Genomic DNA, 17,317 nt, shown 5'->3' with positions numbered 1-17,317 from the left:
ATGAAAAAATTTATTAAATACATCGCCGTTTTTATATTGCCAATTATCCTTTTAGCTGTTCTTTTCGAAGTTCTGATCAGGAGGATCCCAAACGATTACGGGTATAAAAAAAGCTATCTCGATCATCATGCTAAAGAAGTAAACATTTTATTTCTGGGCAGCTCACATGTGTATTATGGTATTAATCCAAAGTATATTAAATCGAGTTTTAATGCAAGTTACATTTCACAATCCTTTGATTATGACCTGGAGATTTTAAAAAAATATAGTAACCAATGGACCCATTTAAAATATATCGTTATTCCTGTTGATTACTTTTCGTTTTATGGCCGACTTGAGAACAGCCCTGAAGCATGGCGGGCAAAAAATTATCGCATTTATTACGATATCAATACCGATCATAAAATTTTCAACAGTACAGAAATGCTAAGCAATAAACTCGACATCAATTTAAGCCGGCTTTTAAACCACTATGTTAGAGGCGAAAATGATATTAGCTGTAGCAACCTGGGCTGGGGATCGAACTACAAGGCTATTAACCACAAAGATTTAGTCAAAAGTGGTTCAACTGCCGCCGCACGGCATACTGCGAAAGATAATCTGCAATATTTAACTAACCTGCATTTATTGGATGAAATTATTGCCTTTGCAGAGCACAAACATATTAAGGTTATATTGTTTACCAGTCCGGCCTATAAATCTTATGTATCACATTTAAGCAAAAAACAGTTGAATACTACACTTTCTACCATCAAGAAATTGAATACCTCACACACTACAATCAAGTATTTTAACCTTTTACAGGATAGCTCATTCCATGCGCAGGATTTTTACGATGCCGACCACCTTAACGAAATTGGCGCAAAAAAATTAAGCTTAAAAATGAATGTGCTTCTGGGTAAGATATAAGCTAAACTTCAAATGCCCAGTCTAAAAAGGCAGGCATTACACTTTCCCAAGTTTGAACATCGTGTTTGCCACCAACTTTTTCGTAGTAAAAAACATTTTCAGGCCGTTTATAGCCCTTATTCAAGAGTATTTTAACAACATCAATCGTATCATCGATGGAATCGATGATCATATTTTTATTCCGATCAGCCTTCTCATCTTCCGTTCCGGTCATTAACCAGAATTTCATATCGGGCCTGGTAGAGGTACTTTCTAGCTTTGCATGCATAATTCGATCTGCATCAGTATACCCTTCTGTCAGGTCTTTTTTTCTCCACCAAAATGCTCCAGAAAAAACACCGATGGCATCAAAAGCGGAAGGATTATTCCAGGCAATATCAAAAGCAGACAAACCGCCCAAAGAAAATCCCGCAAAACCTACTTTACCGGTTATCGGCATCGCAATTTTCTTTTTAACAAAAGGCAAAAGCTCTTTGATCACGAAATCGCTGTATAAATCGGCTTTCGCTCCACGCCCTTTAAAATCGGGCACACCCGCTACACCATATTCCATTAGTCGATCTTCTGATGCTTTAATGGCCACAACAATTAACCTGTGGTTTCTTTTGCCATGATGGGCTTCTTCCAAAATCCGGCTAAAATCCATTTTGGCCACATCCTGCCCATCATTTAATAAAAGAAGCTCTATTTTTTCATTGCCTAAAATACCTTCGGGTGTATAAATATCTATTTCTACCTCATGCTTTAAATAAGCTGAGGGTATTTTAAAGTTGCTGGTATTAACTTTTACCGATAAAATTGTGGTATACATCATAATCAAAAATCCCCTATCACATGGCTATCGCCTCAGAATTAGGGTGCAAAGGTACAAATCTCCGTAAACTATTAATTACCATGGGTCAATTTTTACAATACACCTTTAATTTGCTTCATTTTACTACTCAAACAATTCTTTTTATAGATTTTAATTTATACCTTAAATCATTCAATTTTTATTATGGTTAAAGAAGAACATAAGAAATGGTACAGCCCGAATTTAAGTGGCGAAATCGACATGCTCATCTTTGGTCACGGTGGTATCCCTATCCTACTGTTCCCGACAAGCATGGGTCGATATTTTGAAACCAAGGATTTCAAACTGATAGATTCTGTTGAGGGATTTATCAATGAAGGAAAAATTAAGATCTATTGCCCCGATGGCGTTGACAAGTTAAGCTGGTACAACAAAAGTATTCATCCTGCCGACAGGGTTAAAAACCACATCTGGTACGACAAATATTTATTGGAAGAAGTAGCCCCTCTGGCAAGGCAAGAAACCGGGCACAGCAAAATTATTACTGCTGGCTGTAGTTTTGGAGGCTATCATGCTGCTAATTTCGCTTTCAGGCATCCCTGGTTGGTTAGCCATATGTTTAGTATGAGCGGGGCTTTCGATATTTCTGGCCAGTTGGATGGTTTTTATAATGATGATGTTTATTTTAACAATCCGGTTGATTATCTGCTGAATAATAGTAACCCCGAACTGCATTATATGAAAATTGTTTTGGGCACAACAGACCGCGACATGTGCAGGCCTGACAATGAGCGTTTATCCGGCATTTTAAACAAAAAGGGCATCGACCACTGGCTTGATATCAGACAGAATGCAGATCACGATTGGCCCATCTGGAGAGAAATGTTTCCAGATTATATTGCACAGCTTTAGTTTAGTCCAAAGTCGACAGTCTTAAGTCCCGAGTCGATTTAGGATATAATTATCAAACAATTAACCGATTAACCAGTTAAACATTTAAACTAAAATTTACCAATGAAGAAAATAGGGATTTTATTTGGACAGGAACGCTCTTTTCCTGAAGCCGTAATCGAAAGAATTAATCAAAAAGCAGAAAAGGGCATAACCGCCGAAGCAGTTAAAATCGACAAAATATTTCAGAATGCTCCATTAGGTTATTCGGTAATCATCGATCGTATTTCGCAAGATGTACCGTTCTATCGCGCATCATTAAAAAATGCCGCCATTACCGGAACTGCCGTAATTAACAACCCATTTTGGTGGAGTGCCGACGAGAAATTTTTCAATAATGCGCTGGCCGAACAGATTGGCGTACCCGTACCCAAAACGGCCTTAATACCATCACGAGAGCACCCTACAGGAACCACTGGAGAATCTTTCTCTAATTTAACCATGCCTTTAGATTGGGATGCCATTTTTGAATACACTGGTTTTCCGGCCTATATGAAACCTTATGATGGTGGTGGCTGGAGAGATGTTTATAAACTTCATGACAAAGAAGATTTTTTTGATAAACATAGTGGCACACAACAATTAGTGATGCTTTTGCAGGAAGAAATCATTTTCGAAGAATATTTCAGGTGTTATTGTATTGGCGGCAAATATGTCCGTATTATGCAATATGACCCGCGGAATCCGCATCACTTGCGTTATGCCACTGAGAGCAAAGCGCCAGATGCAAAGCTGCTTAAAACTGTAGAAGAGTACACCCTAAAACTATGCAAGTATTTAGGATACGATTTTAATACGGTAGAATTCGCGGTGCGCGATGGAGTGCCTATTGCGATCGATTTCTGTAACCCTGCTCCTGATGCTGATATTAAAAGCGTTGGTCAGGAAAATTTTGATTGGGTAGTAGAAACTACTGCAAATTATGCTATTGAAAGGGCTAAAGCGCAAAAAGACGGACAGGATAATTTAACCTGGGGCGAATACATTAAATCGTCGGTTAGTGGCAAACCATTAATTGCGAAAGTTACCCCGAATGTGGCTAAAGTTGCCGCTCCAAAGAAATCGACAACAGCAGAAAAAACACCAGCAAAACCTAAAAAAGCTGCACCAAAAAAATAATTGGGATTTAAATTTTAATCAATCTAAGGATGAACGAGTTTACGCTGGGCATAGAAGAAGAATACATGGTAATTGATCCCGTTACCAGAGAGCTTACTTCTCACGACCAAAAAATTGTAGAAGCCGCACAAAAAATCCACAAAGACCAAGTTAAGGCAGAAATGCACCAGGCTGTGGTAGAAGTTGGAACGGGCATTTGTAAAACGACCACTGAAGCACGTAAAGAAATTTCTCAACTGCGTTATACCGTATCACAGCTCGCCGGAGAGCAAGGCTTAAGGATTGGGGCCGCTGGTACACACCCCTTCTCACATTGGGAAAAGCAGTTAATTACAGAACATCCCCGCTATAACGAGATTGTGAACGAACTACAGGAAGCTGCACGTTCTAACCTCATTTTTGGGCTGCACGTACACGTAGGTTTTCAATCTCGCGAGCTGGCCATTCATATTGCCAACCAGGTGAGGTATTTCCTGCCCCATGTTTTTGCCTTATCTACCAATTCTCCATTCTGGGAATCGCGGAACACGGGTTACAAATCTTTCCGTACAAAAATTTTCGACAAATTTCCGCGTACGGGCATTCCCGATATTTTTAACAGCATCGAGGATTACGATAATTATGTAAAACTGCTCATCAAAACCAATTGCATGGACAATGCGAAGAAAATCTGGTGGGATATCCGTGTTCATCCGTTTTTCGACACCGTTGAGTTCCGCATTTGCGATTGCCCGATGCTGATTGATGAAACGATGGCTTTTACGGCATTATTTCAAGCCTTATGCGCCAAACTGTACAAACTGCGTTTGCAGAACATGGAATTCATCAGCTATTCGAGAGCACTAATTAACGAAAATAAATGGCGTGCTGCCCGTTATGGAATTGATGGAAATTTAATCGATTTCGGGAAAGAAATGGAAGTAAACTGCCGCAATCTTATTTTAGAATTATTGGATTTTGTAGATGATGTGGTGGATGATTTAGGTTGCCGTGATGACATTAATTATGTGCATAAAATATTGGAGCATGGCACAGGCGCAGACCGGCAGTTGGCAGTTTACCAACAAACAGGTAACTTTGAGGCAGTGGTAGATTACATTACTACTCAAACACTTATAGGCGCAAAGTAATTTTATAATGGATAAAAGTAGCTTAAAGGTGGCCGTTATTGACATGAATAACGGTGCACCTAATCAGGGTATGCGGGGAATTCAGGAAATTTTATCCCGTTTTAAAAACGATAACAATATCGATTTAACCTTTGATATTTTTGATTTAAGGCAAAAAGGAGAAATACCGGGCATCGGTTATGATGCTTATATTTCTAGCGGTGGCCCAGGTAGTCCGATTGAAAGTAAGGGCGAACAATGGGAAAATGATTTCTTTAATCTCTTAGATCAGATAGAAGCTTTTAACCATAAAAACGATGAACGAAAAAAGTACGCTTTTTTGATCTGCCATTCCTTCCAATTGGCTTGCAGAAAATATGAATTGGGCAATGTAACCGAAAGACGATCGAATGCTTTTGGCATTTTCCCGATAACCTTAACTGAAGACGGAGAAAAAGACGAAATTTTTAATGGCATTACCAACCCTTTCTTTTCGGTCGACAGCAGAGATTGGCAAGTGATCGAGCCAGATTTTGCTGCTTTCGAGAAAAAAGGTGCTAAATTATTGGCCATCGAAAAAGAACGTAAACATGTAGATTTAGAACGTTGTATGATGTCGATCCGCTTTTCCGATGAAATCATCGGTACACAATTCCATCCAGAAGCTGATCCGGTAGGCATGAAAATGTACTTGCTTCAGGAAGAAAAGAAAAAAGCAATTGTTGATATGCACGGGGAACAAAAATACCTGGATATGTTAAACAGTTTAGACGATCCTGCAAGAATCGTGCTTACGCAAAGTATTATTTTACCTAATTTCTTACAAAAGGCAATTGGGGATTTGCAGGAAGTGTAGAAAAGCCAGGACTACTTTAGCCGTCATTTCGACTGGAGCACAGCGGAACGGAGAAATCTATTAAACATGTTTAAGATAAAAGTTAAAGGATTTATCAAATACGGTCGAAATGACTTCTCTCATTTGCAATAACAAGTTGTAAACCAGAATCAATTACAAACTTATGATACCTGCTCAACGCCAAAAATACAACCAGCAATTTACAGACGAGAAGTACAAAAACTTCCTTACTCAATTGCAAAATGGCTATCCCGAAATTCCTTTCAGGGTTGCAGAAACGCCGGTATTTATTCCGAAAGCATTGAAAGAAAAATTGATTGCGGCAGGAGAAGAAATTATAAACCTGATTAAGCAACCCAATTTTAAAGCACTTACTCAAAAGGCAATCCCCTTAAACTGGAATGTGCCTAATGAAAATACACAGCCTCACTTTTTAACCTTCGATTTTGGTATTTGTAAAAATCAAGCCGGAGAACTTACACCCATGCTAATTGAAATGCAGGGATTTCCTTCCTTGTATGGCTTTCAGCATCATTTGGCTAAAACTTTCCAGACAAGTTTTGAGATTGATGGTTCTGTGAATCATTTTTTAAACGGCTTTAACGAAGAAGCGTACATCAAGCTGCTTAAAGAAGTAATTATTGGCTCCCACCAACCAGAAGAAGTGGCCCTGATGGATGTAGATGCGCCTAACCAAAAAACGGCTATCGATTTTTTTGTGACCCAAAAAATGTTGGGCATTAAGATTTTAGCACTGGAAGACATTAAAAAAGTAGGCAAAAAGCTCTTTTATGAAGAAGATGGCAAAAAGATCCAGTTAAAAAGAATTTATAACCGCCTGATATTTGATGAGGTAGCCAATAACACCGAAATTTTCAAAAACAGTTTCGACCCACGTGAGGAACTGGATGTAGAATGGGTAACGCACCCCAACTGGTTCTATCGCATCAGCAAGTATACCATGCCATTCTTAAAAAGCGAATTTGTGCCCGAAACACGGTTTTTAAATGAGTTAAATACAATCCCTAAAGATTTAGAAAACTACGTACTTAAGCCATTATTCTCTTTCGCTGGTATGGGCGTAATTATCGATGTAAGCGAAACGGACATTACCAATATAAAAGATCCCGAAAACTGGATTTTACAAAGAAAAGTAAATTACGAGCCCGCTGTACAGGCACCAGATGGTGGGGTAAAAGCCGAAATCAGGATGATGTACTTATGGTCCGACGGTGGCGAACCACAGCTCTGCATTAACCTGGCCAGATTAAGCAGGGGCAAAATGATTGGTGTGCGTTATAATGCCGATTTCGATTGGGTTGGGGGAACGATTGGTTTTATGGAGGAGTAATGCGTCTTAATTTCCAAGATATTTAAATATAAATCTAATTGTTATTGAATATTACACTTAACATATATGCCAATACTAACTCTAGATAATCTTTTAAGTGGATTTATAGGTGCTATCATATTATTTTTAATCCAAAATCTACAGACAATAATTTCTGATCATATCTATAATGTTAGGACAAAATGGTTAATAAAGAATTATTTGACTATTTTAATTAGAGATCTTAGTGATTATAATTTCTCAGCAAATGCTATCAAATCTTTCATGACAAAACACGCTCAAAAAGGAAATGAGACAATATCAGTTAGCTACAAATCATGTGAAAATGTTCATTCTACAATACTAAAATCAGATAGGTATAGGTTATTTTTCGAAAATAAGTCAAATAATGAAGCTGTTATTAAATATTATAATTTATGTAGTTTAATTGATTTGTTAGCAGCAAAAACTCCTTCAGATTATTCTACCGAATATGCTGATATTACGATATATAGAAGCAGTGATTCTGTGAAATTTCAGAATAGCACGAACCGTATTATAGTTAAATTAGATGCTTGCGAATTGAATGCTAAAGAAGCTATTAAGATATGTAAACTTCTTATATCCAAATTTGATTGAGATATAAAATCCTACCTTTTTACATTCAATTGAACACCAAAGTCCTAAAAGCCCTTATATTTGTGTTATGGATATTCAAACGATTTTAGTCTTTTTACTTTTTGCGGTAGCATTGGTATATGTTGGCCGTTTGGTTTTTAAATCTTTACAGGTAAAAAAAGATGGATGTGGTGGTAATTGTAAATGTGGTGTAGATTTTTCCGATATTAAGCCCGTAAAAAAATAACATTCCGCCTTTATGATTCATCAGTTCCAGAAATACTTACAGGAAAAAATAGAAATAACTGATGAACAGTTCGAAAGCATATCATCTGTTTTAAAGGTTAAAAAATTCGAGAAAAACGAAATAGTTCAATATACCGGCGATAATTTTAAACATGGATATTTTGTAGGCAAAGGTTTATTACGTGCGTACTCAATTGATGCGAAAGGCAAAGAACACATCCTTCAGTTCGCCCCCGAAAACTGGCTGGTGTCTGATCGCAACAACATGAATAATGAGCCATCAATATTTTTTATAGATGCCATCGAAGCAACCGAGGCCGTGTTAATGCCCAACAATTTCATGGAAGAAGCCGCCAGACAAGTACCATGCTTACAGCCCATGCAAATTAAACTGCTCAACAATTCGATCCGCTTTATGCAGAAAAGGATCAATATGTTATTAAGTGCAACTGCTGAAGAAAGATACCTCGATTTTATAAAACTCTATCCTAACCTTACCCTCCGCGTACCACAATGGATGATTGCCTCATATCTGGGCATTACCCCCGAATCGTTAAGTCGTGTGAGAAAAGAGCTGGCGAATAAACATTTCAGGCCTTAGACTGAATTTTGAATGAGTGAAGGGCTTAGTCAAATCTAACATTTCAATTTTACAACATTCAATCATTCTTTCATTCAATCATTACTTACCATACATCAATCTGTAGTAAAAACCTGCGCTGTACTTTTGTGTTGTAAATATTAAACATCTCAAAAAACAAAAGATATGGCAACTACGAAATGGACATTAGATCCAACCCACAGCGAATTACAATTTAAAGTAAAACACTTAATGATTACTACTGTAACCGGTAGTTTAAAATCTTTCTCAGCAGAATTATCATCTGAAGGTGATGAATTTGAAAATGCAGAAATTTCTTTCAAAGGTGATATCGGTTCAATCGATACAGGAAATACAGATCGCGACAATCACTTAAAGAGCGGAGATTTCTTCGATGCAGAAAAATTTGCTCACATCGAATTTAAATCTAATTCAGTAGAAAAAGATGGCAGCGATTATATCGTTAAAGGTGATTTAACCATTAAAGGCGAAACCAAACCTGTAAAATTAACTGCAGAATTTGGTGGTATTGCTACCGATCCATGGGGAAATACCAAAGCAGGATTTACTTTAAGTGGAAAAATTAACCGCTCAGAATTCGGTTTAACCTGGAACGCTGCATTAGAAACAGGTGGCGTAATGGTAAGTGAAGAAGTTCGCATATTAGGCGAATTACAGTTTGTAAAAAGTGTATAAGTGATAGGCGTTTGGCGATAAGCGTGGATTATCCGCCAAACGCCAAGCGCATAACAGAAAGGTTCCAATCATGGAAACAAAACAAATAGAAAAAGTACTAAAAGCGCCAGCGCCACATATGGTTGGCGATGGCTTTAGGGTACACAATTTTTTCCCAAGTGGATATAAAATCAACATGAGTCCGTTTTTCTTAATGGATTATGGTTCAAAGATCGAATTTTCTGCCAGGAAAGAACCCAGGGGCGTTGGTGTACATCCACATCGAGGCTTTGAAACGGTAACTATTGCCTATCATGGTGCGGTTGCCCATCACGATAGCTCTGGAAACAGCGGTGTGATTTACCCCGGCGATGTACAATGGATGACTGCTGCAAGTGGTATACTACATAAAGAATATCACGAAGCGAACTACAGCTTAGCTGGAGGTCCTTTTCAAATGGTTCAGCTTTGGATTAACCTGCCTGCTAAAGATAAAATGGGCAAACCAAGATATCAGGCAGTTAAGCAGGCTGATATGGCTCATTTTGATCTTCCCGAAAATGGAGGAAAAATCGAGATCATTGCTGGTAATTATCGGGGTATAAAAGGCAACGCAAATACCTTTACCCCCATAGAACTCTATAATGCCAGGTTAAATAAAGGTGGTGGAGCTACTTTTAACTTTCCTGAGAATTTTAATACCGGATTTATGGTGATTGAAGGTTCGATCAAAATTAATGGGTTCGAAACCGCATCCGTAGATGATTTTATCCACTTCAAAAACAAAGGTGAAGAGATTAAGATCGAAGCGCTAGAAAATAGCGTGGTTTTGATTTTAAGTGGAGAACCTATAGATGAGCCAATTGTTCAGTACGGTCCGTTTTTAATGAATACTGAAGCCGAAATCCATCAGGCAATTGAAGATTACAACCAAGGTAGGTTCGGTTATTTAGAAGAGTAAACAGAAAATCGTCATGCTGAACTTGTTTCAGCATCCATCATACTGAATAGATAAATAAGCCGGCATTTTTATAAAATTTGTCGGCTTTTTTGTGGTTTTATATTACAGGACAACCCCGCCGAAAACATCCTCTTGCTAGATAAACAAAACTAAAAGATTCTGAAACAAGTTACCAATGACAGATTAAAAAGAGAGGCCGTCTTTCCCGCGCAGGCGGGAATCTTAAAGCGCTTGCATTAAGATTATTCATAAGTTTTTCCTTTTTTGAGGTATTCATGAGCACTCCGTGGTTCCCAATCAAGTTGGGAATGACGAACCGCCAAAACTTGCCATCAATAATCCAATGTATTTAAAAAATTTAACCTATCAGGATAACGACGCATATCTTAATTTACGCAAGAAAACCTTAGCTACCTTAACTTCTTAATGATGAAAAGATCCGAGAGTACCGCTTATGCACCTGATAAACAGTAAGTAAATCAGCATCTTAAAACTGGGATAGCGATCCATCATCTTAACCATTCTTATCAATCATTCATCCAATCTTCATATTCGTTAGTGACATTTGATTAATAAATCAGAAAAGAAAAATGTCCGGAAAACAAATATTTCAAACTGAGACTAAAAGACGCTGGCATACATTTACATGGGTAAGCCGTACGTTTTTTTTAGTCTTCATTATCGCAATCATCTGCGTGGTGTACACACTGTCTTCAGTACAGGCACCAAATTTGCCTTTTATAAATACCAATACACCCTTAACTGAAAAACAGTTAGATAAATTGAAGAAATCGCAACAATACAAAGATTTCACGATTGAAAAATCAAAGCTGCAAAAAATCAAAAAAGACCGGGAGCACCGCATTCTAACCCATCGTGGCAATAACAAACGGATAAACATGGCTTTTTATGTAAGCTGGGCTTCAACTGTCAGCAAATCATTGCCCGATCTTAAGAGGAACATTGGCCATTTGGATATGGTGGCTACAGAATCTTTCTTTTTAAATGGYGATTCTATTGTAGACAAGGCAGATACTGCTGCTTTAAAAGTTATCCATACAGCTAAAAAATCGGCCATTGCAGTTGTCTCTAATTACAATAAAGATCACTGGGACGGAGCTGCTGTAAGACGGTTATTAAATGATCAGCCCGCGCAACAAAAATTAATCTATGATTTGATTGCCATTACAAAAAAATATGGCTATCGCGGAATTAACATCGATTTTGAAGAACTAAACCTCCAGAACAGCGACAGTTTTAATGCTTTTATGAAAAACCTTTATAGTCAGTTTCATGCAGAAAAACTGATTGTTTCTCAGGATATTTCACCCGAAAACGACGATTATAAACCAGAAATTCTTCAAAAATATAACGATTACATTGTATTGATGGCTTATGATCAGCATACCGAGCAAAGTAATGCGGGCGATATTTCTCATCAGGAATGGGTAGAAGAAAAACTTGATGACATTTGCAGTAAAGTTGATGCCAGCAAAGTAATCCTTGCCCTGGCCTGCTATGGTTACGATTGGCCAAAAAATAGCGTGGGTAAATCAGTAACCTACGAAGATGCAATGACCAGTGCGGTTAATTACAAAAGTAAAATAAACTATGATCCGGCCTCTGCCAATTTAAACTACACGTACAATGATGGCAGTGGGATTAAACATGAAGTTTACTTTACTGATGCGGCAACCTATTTTAATTTAATCCGCAAGGCTGATGATTGGGATATTGCGGGGATAGCTTTATGGCGTTTAGGCTCTGAGGACAAACGTTTATGGTCTTTTATTTCTAACGACCTCAGTCTGGATACATTAAAGAAAAAACCATTCGATTTACGCAAAATTGCTTCATTAAATATGGGTGGGATCTCGTATTTAGGCGATGGGGAAATTCTGGACCTGATTTCTACCCCAACACCAGGTAGTGTAAAATTCACTTTAAATAAAGACAATTTCTCTATTGCCGATCAAAAATATACCCGTCTCCCTGAGCAATATGTAATTAAAAGGTTTGGAGAGGCTGATAAGAAAATTGCCTTAACCTTTGATGATGGACCTGATCCGGTTTATACACCACAGGTGTTAAATATATTAAAACAAGAAAAAGTACCAGGCTGTTTCTTCGTAGTTGGCATTATGGCGGAGCAGAATATGGAACTGCTAAGACAAGAATATAATGATGGTTATGAAATTGGAAACCATACTTTCTTCCATCCGGATATGTCGACCATTGGACCAAGACGGGTAAAATTCGAGCTAAATGCTACCCGCAGGTTAATTGAAGCGGTTACCGGCCACAGTACAATTCTGTTTCGTGCACCATTTAATGCCGATGCCGAACCCCAGAACATTTCAGAAATTTTGCCGGTTGCACAGAGCCGCAAAGAGAATTACATCAATATAGGTGAACTTATCGACCCTGAAGACTGGGAACCTGGCAAAACTGCCGATCAGATTTTTAATGAAGTAGTGAAGCAGCAGGATAATGGCAATATTCTTTTATTGCACGATGCAGGTGGAAACCGTGAGGCTACTGTCGCCGCTTTGCCTCGGATTATAAAATTCTTTAAAGCCAAAGGCTATACTTTTACAACAGTTGGCGATTTAATGGGCAAAAAAAGATCAGAATTAATGCCTGCGGTTAAGTCTACTGCAAACAGTGGTTTTTCAGGCTCTGGAGATTATTTTTTCATCAACTTTTTTTACTATGGAAACATGATTTTAAACATTATATTTTCTGTTGCTATTGTACTTGCCATTTTAAGGACCATTTTTATTGCTTATCTGGCTATCAGACAGCGAAAAAGAGCGAGACAGCATGCGGATAAATTGATAGTAAATCCTTCAGAAAAAGTGAGTATTATCATTCCGGCTTACAATGAAGAAGTTACTGCTGTGCAAACCATTAATAGTCTTTTAAAAACCACCTACCCGAATTTTGAATTGATTTTTGTGGATGATGGTTCGAAAGATAAAACCTTCGAAATTATTAATGAACACTTTGGCAACCACCCTCAGGTTAAGGTTTTCCGCAAAGCAAATGGAGGCAAAGCATCTGCATTAAATTATGGTATATCAAAAGCAACTTCCGAATTTGTGGTCTGTATAGATGCCGATACGCAATTGAAAGATGATGCCGTTACCGAACTGATGCGTTATTTCTACAGCGATAAAATAGCTGCTGTAGCTGGAACAGTGAAAGTTGGCAATGCCAATAACATTATAACCAAATGGCAGTCTATTGAATATATCACTGCACAGAATATGGATAGGCGAGCTTTCGACTTACTAAATACAATAACCGTTGTACCTGGAGCAATTGGTGCTTTTAGGAAAAATGTAATCTTAGAAATCGGCGGATTTACGATTGATACGCTTGCTGAAGACTGCGATTTAACCATGCGTATTTTGAAAGCAGGTTACCGCGTTAAAAACTGCGATGCTGCAATTGCTTATACCGAAGCACCAGAAACGGTGAATATGTTGCTTAAACAACGTTTCCGTTGGAGTTTTGGCGTAATGCAAAGTTTCTGGAAAAACAGAAAAACACTACTAAACAAGAAATACGGCTACTTTGGGATGGTAGGAATGCCAAATATTTTGATCTATCAGATCATTTTGCCGCTATTTTCTCCACTTGCCGATCTTTTTATGTTCATCTCGTTAATTAGTGGTCTGTTTTCGTTAAGTGCTATAAATAATTTAACCCTAACCGGATTTTCAGGAATTTTAAGCCTGCATAACGGTTTTGGCCAGGTACTTTTCTATTATATTATCTTTATTGTTGTAGATATGATTTTTGCTGCAATCGCCTTCCGTATGGAAAAAGAAAAATACAGGAATTTACTTTACATATTCCCACAGCGGTTTTTCTGGCGACAATTAATGTATATTGTACTATTCCGTTCGTTCAGAAAAGCCATAAAAGGTGAACTGGAAACCTGGGGAACGTTAAAGCGGACAGGAAACGTTAAAGAGCAGCTGGCGTAATGCTTGTCCCGGAGATTATGTTATAAACAATGGATGTCACCTTGAGGGGTAATTGTTTTATAAAAATTAATATAAATGACGTTTAAATTTCAAGCAATATAATATTCCCCTCTTTTAGAGGGGTGTCCGCAGGACGGGGTGTTTTATTAGTCCTAGCCGGACAGGCTTCTTTCTTTTTGGTGTCAAAAAGAAACAAAAAACACCGGCTGAAAATTTTTCTTTCAAAGCTAGTAGGTTGGCCTGGGTAGTGCAGCCCGAAAAATTTGTTAAGCCGGATTTAAGTAGAACGGAGATACGGTACTACGGCCTAGTTAGGTGGAAATACGAAATCGACATAAACTGTTCCTATTTAAATGATTACAAAATAACGTCATTGATAGCCTGTTGAAGAGCTGATTAAAATGCAATGTAAAGCATTTCGACAAGCTCAATGTGACAGCTCCGAATCAAAATTTAATATTATTACATACAAGCAAAAAAAACATAAACAATTCATAACAAGCTATTTAAAAAAACATTATTATTGTTTATGGAAAAATCTAACCAAACTATATTTTCCTTTAAACAGGTTTTATTGATTGCGCTTATCGCCGGAACATTAGATGGATTGGCAGCAGTTATATTTTTAGGAAAGATGAATTTTATGGGGGTATTTCAGTATATCTCCAGTGCTATTATGGGGCCAAATGCCTTTGCTGGAGGGACTAAAACGGCTCTTATAGGTTTAGCACTCCACTACTTTATTGCTTTTTGCTTCACCCTGATTTTTACTATTGCATCAATAAAAGCACCTGTTTTACGTAAAAACATTATCCTTTCAGGAATACTATATGGCATTATCGTTTGGACGATCATGACCCTCCTGATTGTTCCATTAACCAAAATACCTGCAGCACCGTTTCATTATGAACGGGCGATTTTAAATGCGGTAATTCTGATTTTTTGCATAGGCTTACCGATTTCTTACTTAACCGCCCGAAAATTCTAATAGGAATTAAGGTTTTTCTATCAGGCAAACGGCATAAGAAACAACACCTTCTTCCCTGCCGATAAATCCCATTTGCTCATTGGTAGTGGCTTTTATCGAAATATCCTCGGTAGAAATTCCAATGGCTTCAGCAATATTTTGTTGCATAGCAGGAATATGAGGGTTAATTTTTGGCGCTTCTAAACAAAGCATCGCATCTATATTGCCAATTTGCCATCCTTTTTCGGCCAGCAATTTAACCGTTTCCTTCAATAAAACGAGGCTACTGATGCCTTTCCATCTATCATCTGTATTCTTAAAATGGAAACCAATATCGCGAAGGTTGGCTGCCCCTAAAAGCGCATCGCAGATGGCGTGAAGCAAAACATCGGCATCCGAATGCCCAAAAGCACCTTTATGATGATCTAATGTAACTCCACCAACAACAAAAGGGTGCTGATCTTTTAACTGATGTACATCGAATCCGAAACCTACTCTAATTTTCATGGGTATTTAGGTTAATTGTTTAAACACGTTAATCGGTTAATTATAAACTGATAGCTTAAAATTACTTCTTAACAATCTTTTTGTCGCCAAAGTTAAACAATAGACCAAAACGTAAGGTATTTGCAAGTGGACTTGTTTGTGCATTTGCAATCAAATAAGAGAAATCTATATTAAAAACGTTGTATTTTAATCCAAGGCCCAAGGTAAAGTAGCGGCTATCGCCTTTCATTGGGCTCTGATAGTTGTAACCTGCTCTCACTGCAAACTGTTGGTTATACCAGTACTCTAAGCCTGTTGAAATTCCTACTTCCTTTAATTCTTCACTAAAACCGCCCGGGGCATCACTAAACGAACCAAAAATTCCGGCAGGAACTGAACGGTTAGGATTTTTTCCGCTCACAATGTTATTGTTCGAATCGTATATCGGTTGCGTTGGCACCAGCAACTTATTAAAATCAAGGGCAAAAGTTAAGGTACTGAGATCGTCTACAGTAATTGTAGACGCGCCTCCTATTTTAAAATTTGTAGGTAAAAAGAAATTTTCTCCACCATCAGAATAGCTCATTTTTGTTCCAATGTTCGAAATATTAGCGCCTGCAGAAAGAACAGTCTGCCTGCCAAACATTGTAGTTGTTGTTTTGTATAATCCCGATACATCTACAGCTACCGCATTTCCGCTATGAACCTGCCCTGATGATGAAAATTGCCCTGAAGCTAAATTTGAATAAATATACCTTAATGATGTTCCTAATGAAAATTCCTCACCAAAATTACGAGCAAAAGAAACATCAAAAGCCAATTCATTCGGATTGGAAATCCCCAGGTCTTGTTGGTTGATGTCGGTAAGTTGAATAGATCCTAAAGAAAAGTACCTTAATGAGGCACCAATGGTATTACGATCATCCAATTTATAAAAGCCACTTAAATAGGCAAGATTAATATCAGGTACTAAACTTTTTAACCACGGGCTATAAGAAACAGAAAATCCGTAAGGTTTATCTAAAAATGCAAGTTTAGAAGCATTAATGCTGGCTGAATTTACATCACCAGCAACGGCCACGCCAGCATCACCCATTGCACCAGCACGGGCATCGGGCGTAATGAGCAGAAATGGAACTGCTGTTACAATATTGTTTGCCTCGCTACCATTTGTTTGTGTATTGCCTATGGTTACCTGAGCATTTGTTTTACCAAACACCAAGGCCATTGAGAGTGCAGAAAAAGCAAGTTTACTGATGTACTTGAAATTCATCCTTTAAAGGTACGTAATTTTAGATTTTGGTATTTAGCAACAACTGGAGAATATATTCTGTAACGTAAAACCAAAACTTATATTTCACCAAATTACGAATTCTATGATTATTTACTAATTAAACATACGATTTTTACATACAGGTGTGACTGCAAAAAACCTAAGCCAATAACTAATAACCATTTAGCATCATAATTGAGCTATTTTCTTTTTTCTATAAAAATTATTAATTCGATTTGTCAACTTAATAATCTTTAAATCAAATATGGTTAATTTATTGCAATCTCTATAAACTATAACAATACTCTTTTTATATATACGTGTTTAAGCTGTCACTAAAAACATAAAAAAAATTAATATTGAGATGACCTGAACTGTAATAAAAGTAATTCCACCTATTGGGCTAATGGCTTGCTAACAGCACTTCT

Annotated in this window: 16 protein-coding genes; 13 read left to right on the top strand and 3 right to left on the bottom strand. The window is 37.6% G+C overall.

Annotated features, from left to right (window positions below; all coding sequences use genetic code 11):
- Window positions 1–909, top strand: coding sequence for a hypothetical protein (locus tag AC1DNH_RS10230; protein WP_477582353.1), 909 nt, complete (start codon window positions 1–3; stop codon window positions 907–909).
- 1 nt (window position 910) lies between these two features.
- On the opposite strand, the gene AC1DNH_RS10225 is transcribed toward AC1DNH_RS10230, so the two are convergent.
- Window positions 911–1,723, bottom strand: coding sequence for an alpha/beta hydrolase (locus AC1DNH_RS10225; RefSeq protein ID WP_477582354.1), 813 nt, complete (start codon window positions 1,721–1,723; stop codon window positions 911–913).
- A gap of 183 nt (window positions 1,724–1,906) precedes the next feature.
- Between AC1DNH_RS10225 and AC1DNH_RS10220 the strand changes: the two genes are divergently transcribed.
- The 12 genes from AC1DNH_RS10220 (at window position 1,907) to AC1DNH_RS10165 (ending at window position 15,151) form a co-directional block, all read left to right on the top strand.
- On the top strand, window positions 1,907–2,614 hold the full coding sequence (locus tag AC1DNH_RS10220) for an esterase family protein (RefSeq protein WP_477582356.1): 708 nt from the start codon (window positions 1,907–1,909) through the stop codon (window positions 2,612–2,614).
- A 102-nt stretch (window positions 2,615–2,716) separates the two neighbouring features.
- Window positions 2,717–3,772, top strand: coding sequence for an ATP-grasp domain-containing protein (locus tag AC1DNH_RS10215; RefSeq protein ID WP_477582357.1), 1,056 nt, complete (start codon window positions 2,717–2,719; stop codon window positions 3,770–3,772).
- A gap of 29 nt (window positions 3,773–3,801) precedes the next feature.
- On the top strand, window positions 3,802–4,902 hold the full coding sequence (locus AC1DNH_RS10210) for a carboxylate-amine ligase (RefSeq protein ID WP_029274724.1): 1,101 nt from the start codon (window positions 3,802–3,804) through the stop codon (window positions 4,900–4,902).
- Window positions 4,903–4,909: 7 nt separating this feature from the next.
- Window positions 4,910–5,737, top strand: a complete 828-nt coding sequence (locus tag AC1DNH_RS10205; protein ID WP_477580128.1) for a type 1 glutamine amidotransferase — start codon at window positions 4,910–4,912, stop codon at window positions 5,735–5,737.
- 163 nt (window positions 5,738–5,900) lie between these two features.
- The gene (locus AC1DNH_RS10200) at window positions 5,901–7,088 is read left to right on the top strand and encodes a hypothetical protein (RefSeq protein WP_477580126.1); all 1,188 of its coding nucleotides are present in this window, start codon (window positions 5,901–5,903) and stop codon (window positions 7,086–7,088) included.
- Window positions 7,089–7,154: 66 nt separating this feature from the next.
- Window positions 7,155–7,706, top strand: coding sequence for a hypothetical protein (locus AC1DNH_RS10195; protein WP_477580124.1), 552 nt, complete (start codon window positions 7,155–7,157; stop codon window positions 7,704–7,706).
- A gap of 67 nt (window positions 7,707–7,773) precedes the next feature.
- Window positions 7,774–7,932 (top strand): FeoB-associated Cys-rich membrane protein, encoded by a 159-nt coding sequence (locus tag AC1DNH_RS10190; RefSeq protein WP_082458743.1) that lies wholly within the window; start codon window positions 7,774–7,776, stop codon window positions 7,930–7,932.
- A 12-nt stretch (window positions 7,933–7,944) separates the two neighbouring features.
- Window positions 7,945–8,532, top strand: coding sequence for a Crp/Fnr family transcriptional regulator (locus tag AC1DNH_RS10185; RefSeq protein WP_029274727.1), 588 nt, complete (start codon window positions 7,945–7,947; stop codon window positions 8,530–8,532).
- A 165-nt stretch (window positions 8,533–8,697) separates the two neighbouring features.
- Window positions 8,698–9,228 (top strand): YceI family protein, encoded by a 531-nt coding sequence (locus AC1DNH_RS10180; RefSeq protein ID WP_215130003.1) that lies wholly within the window; start codon window positions 8,698–8,700, stop codon window positions 9,226–9,228.
- 70 nt (window positions 9,229–9,298) lie between these two features.
- Window positions 9,299–10,168, top strand: coding sequence for a pirin family protein (locus tag AC1DNH_RS10175; protein ID WP_477580121.1), 870 nt, complete (start codon window positions 9,299–9,301; stop codon window positions 10,166–10,168).
- A gap of 590 nt (window positions 10,169–10,758) precedes the next feature.
- On the top strand, window positions 10,759–14,163 hold the full coding sequence (locus tag AC1DNH_RS10170; protein WP_477580119.1) for a trifunctional glycoside hydrolase family 18/polysaccharide deacetylase/glycosyltransferase family 2 protein: 3,405 nt from the start codon (window positions 10,759–10,761) through the stop codon (window positions 14,161–14,163).
- A gap of 529 nt (window positions 14,164–14,692) precedes the next feature.
- Entirely contained in the window at window positions 14,693–15,151 is a 459-nt protein-coding gene (locus AC1DNH_RS10165; RefSeq protein ID WP_477580117.1) for a hypothetical protein, read from the top strand.
- Window positions 15,152–15,157: 6 nt separating this feature from the next.
- Here the strand turns inward: AC1DNH_RS10165 and ispF are convergent, their stop codons facing one another.
- Window positions 15,158–15,637, bottom strand: coding sequence for a 2-C-methyl-D-erythritol 2,4-cyclodiphosphate synthase (gene ispF / locus AC1DNH_RS10160; RefSeq protein WP_131028066.1), 480 nt, complete (start codon window positions 15,635–15,637; stop codon window positions 15,158–15,160).
- 61 nt (window positions 15,638–15,698) lie between these two features.
- Entirely contained in the window at window positions 15,699–16,889 is a 1,191-nt protein-coding gene (gene porV / locus AC1DNH_RS10155) for a type IX secretion system outer membrane channel protein PorV (protein WP_477611393.1), read from the bottom strand.
- Between the last annotated feature and the right edge of the window lie 428 nt (window positions 16,890–17,317).

Source organism: Pedobacter sp. 01N310 (assembly GCF_056399805.1).
The sequence above is the reverse complement of the archived record's forward strand: the minus strand, read 5'-3'. Positions and strand labels throughout refer to the sequence as shown.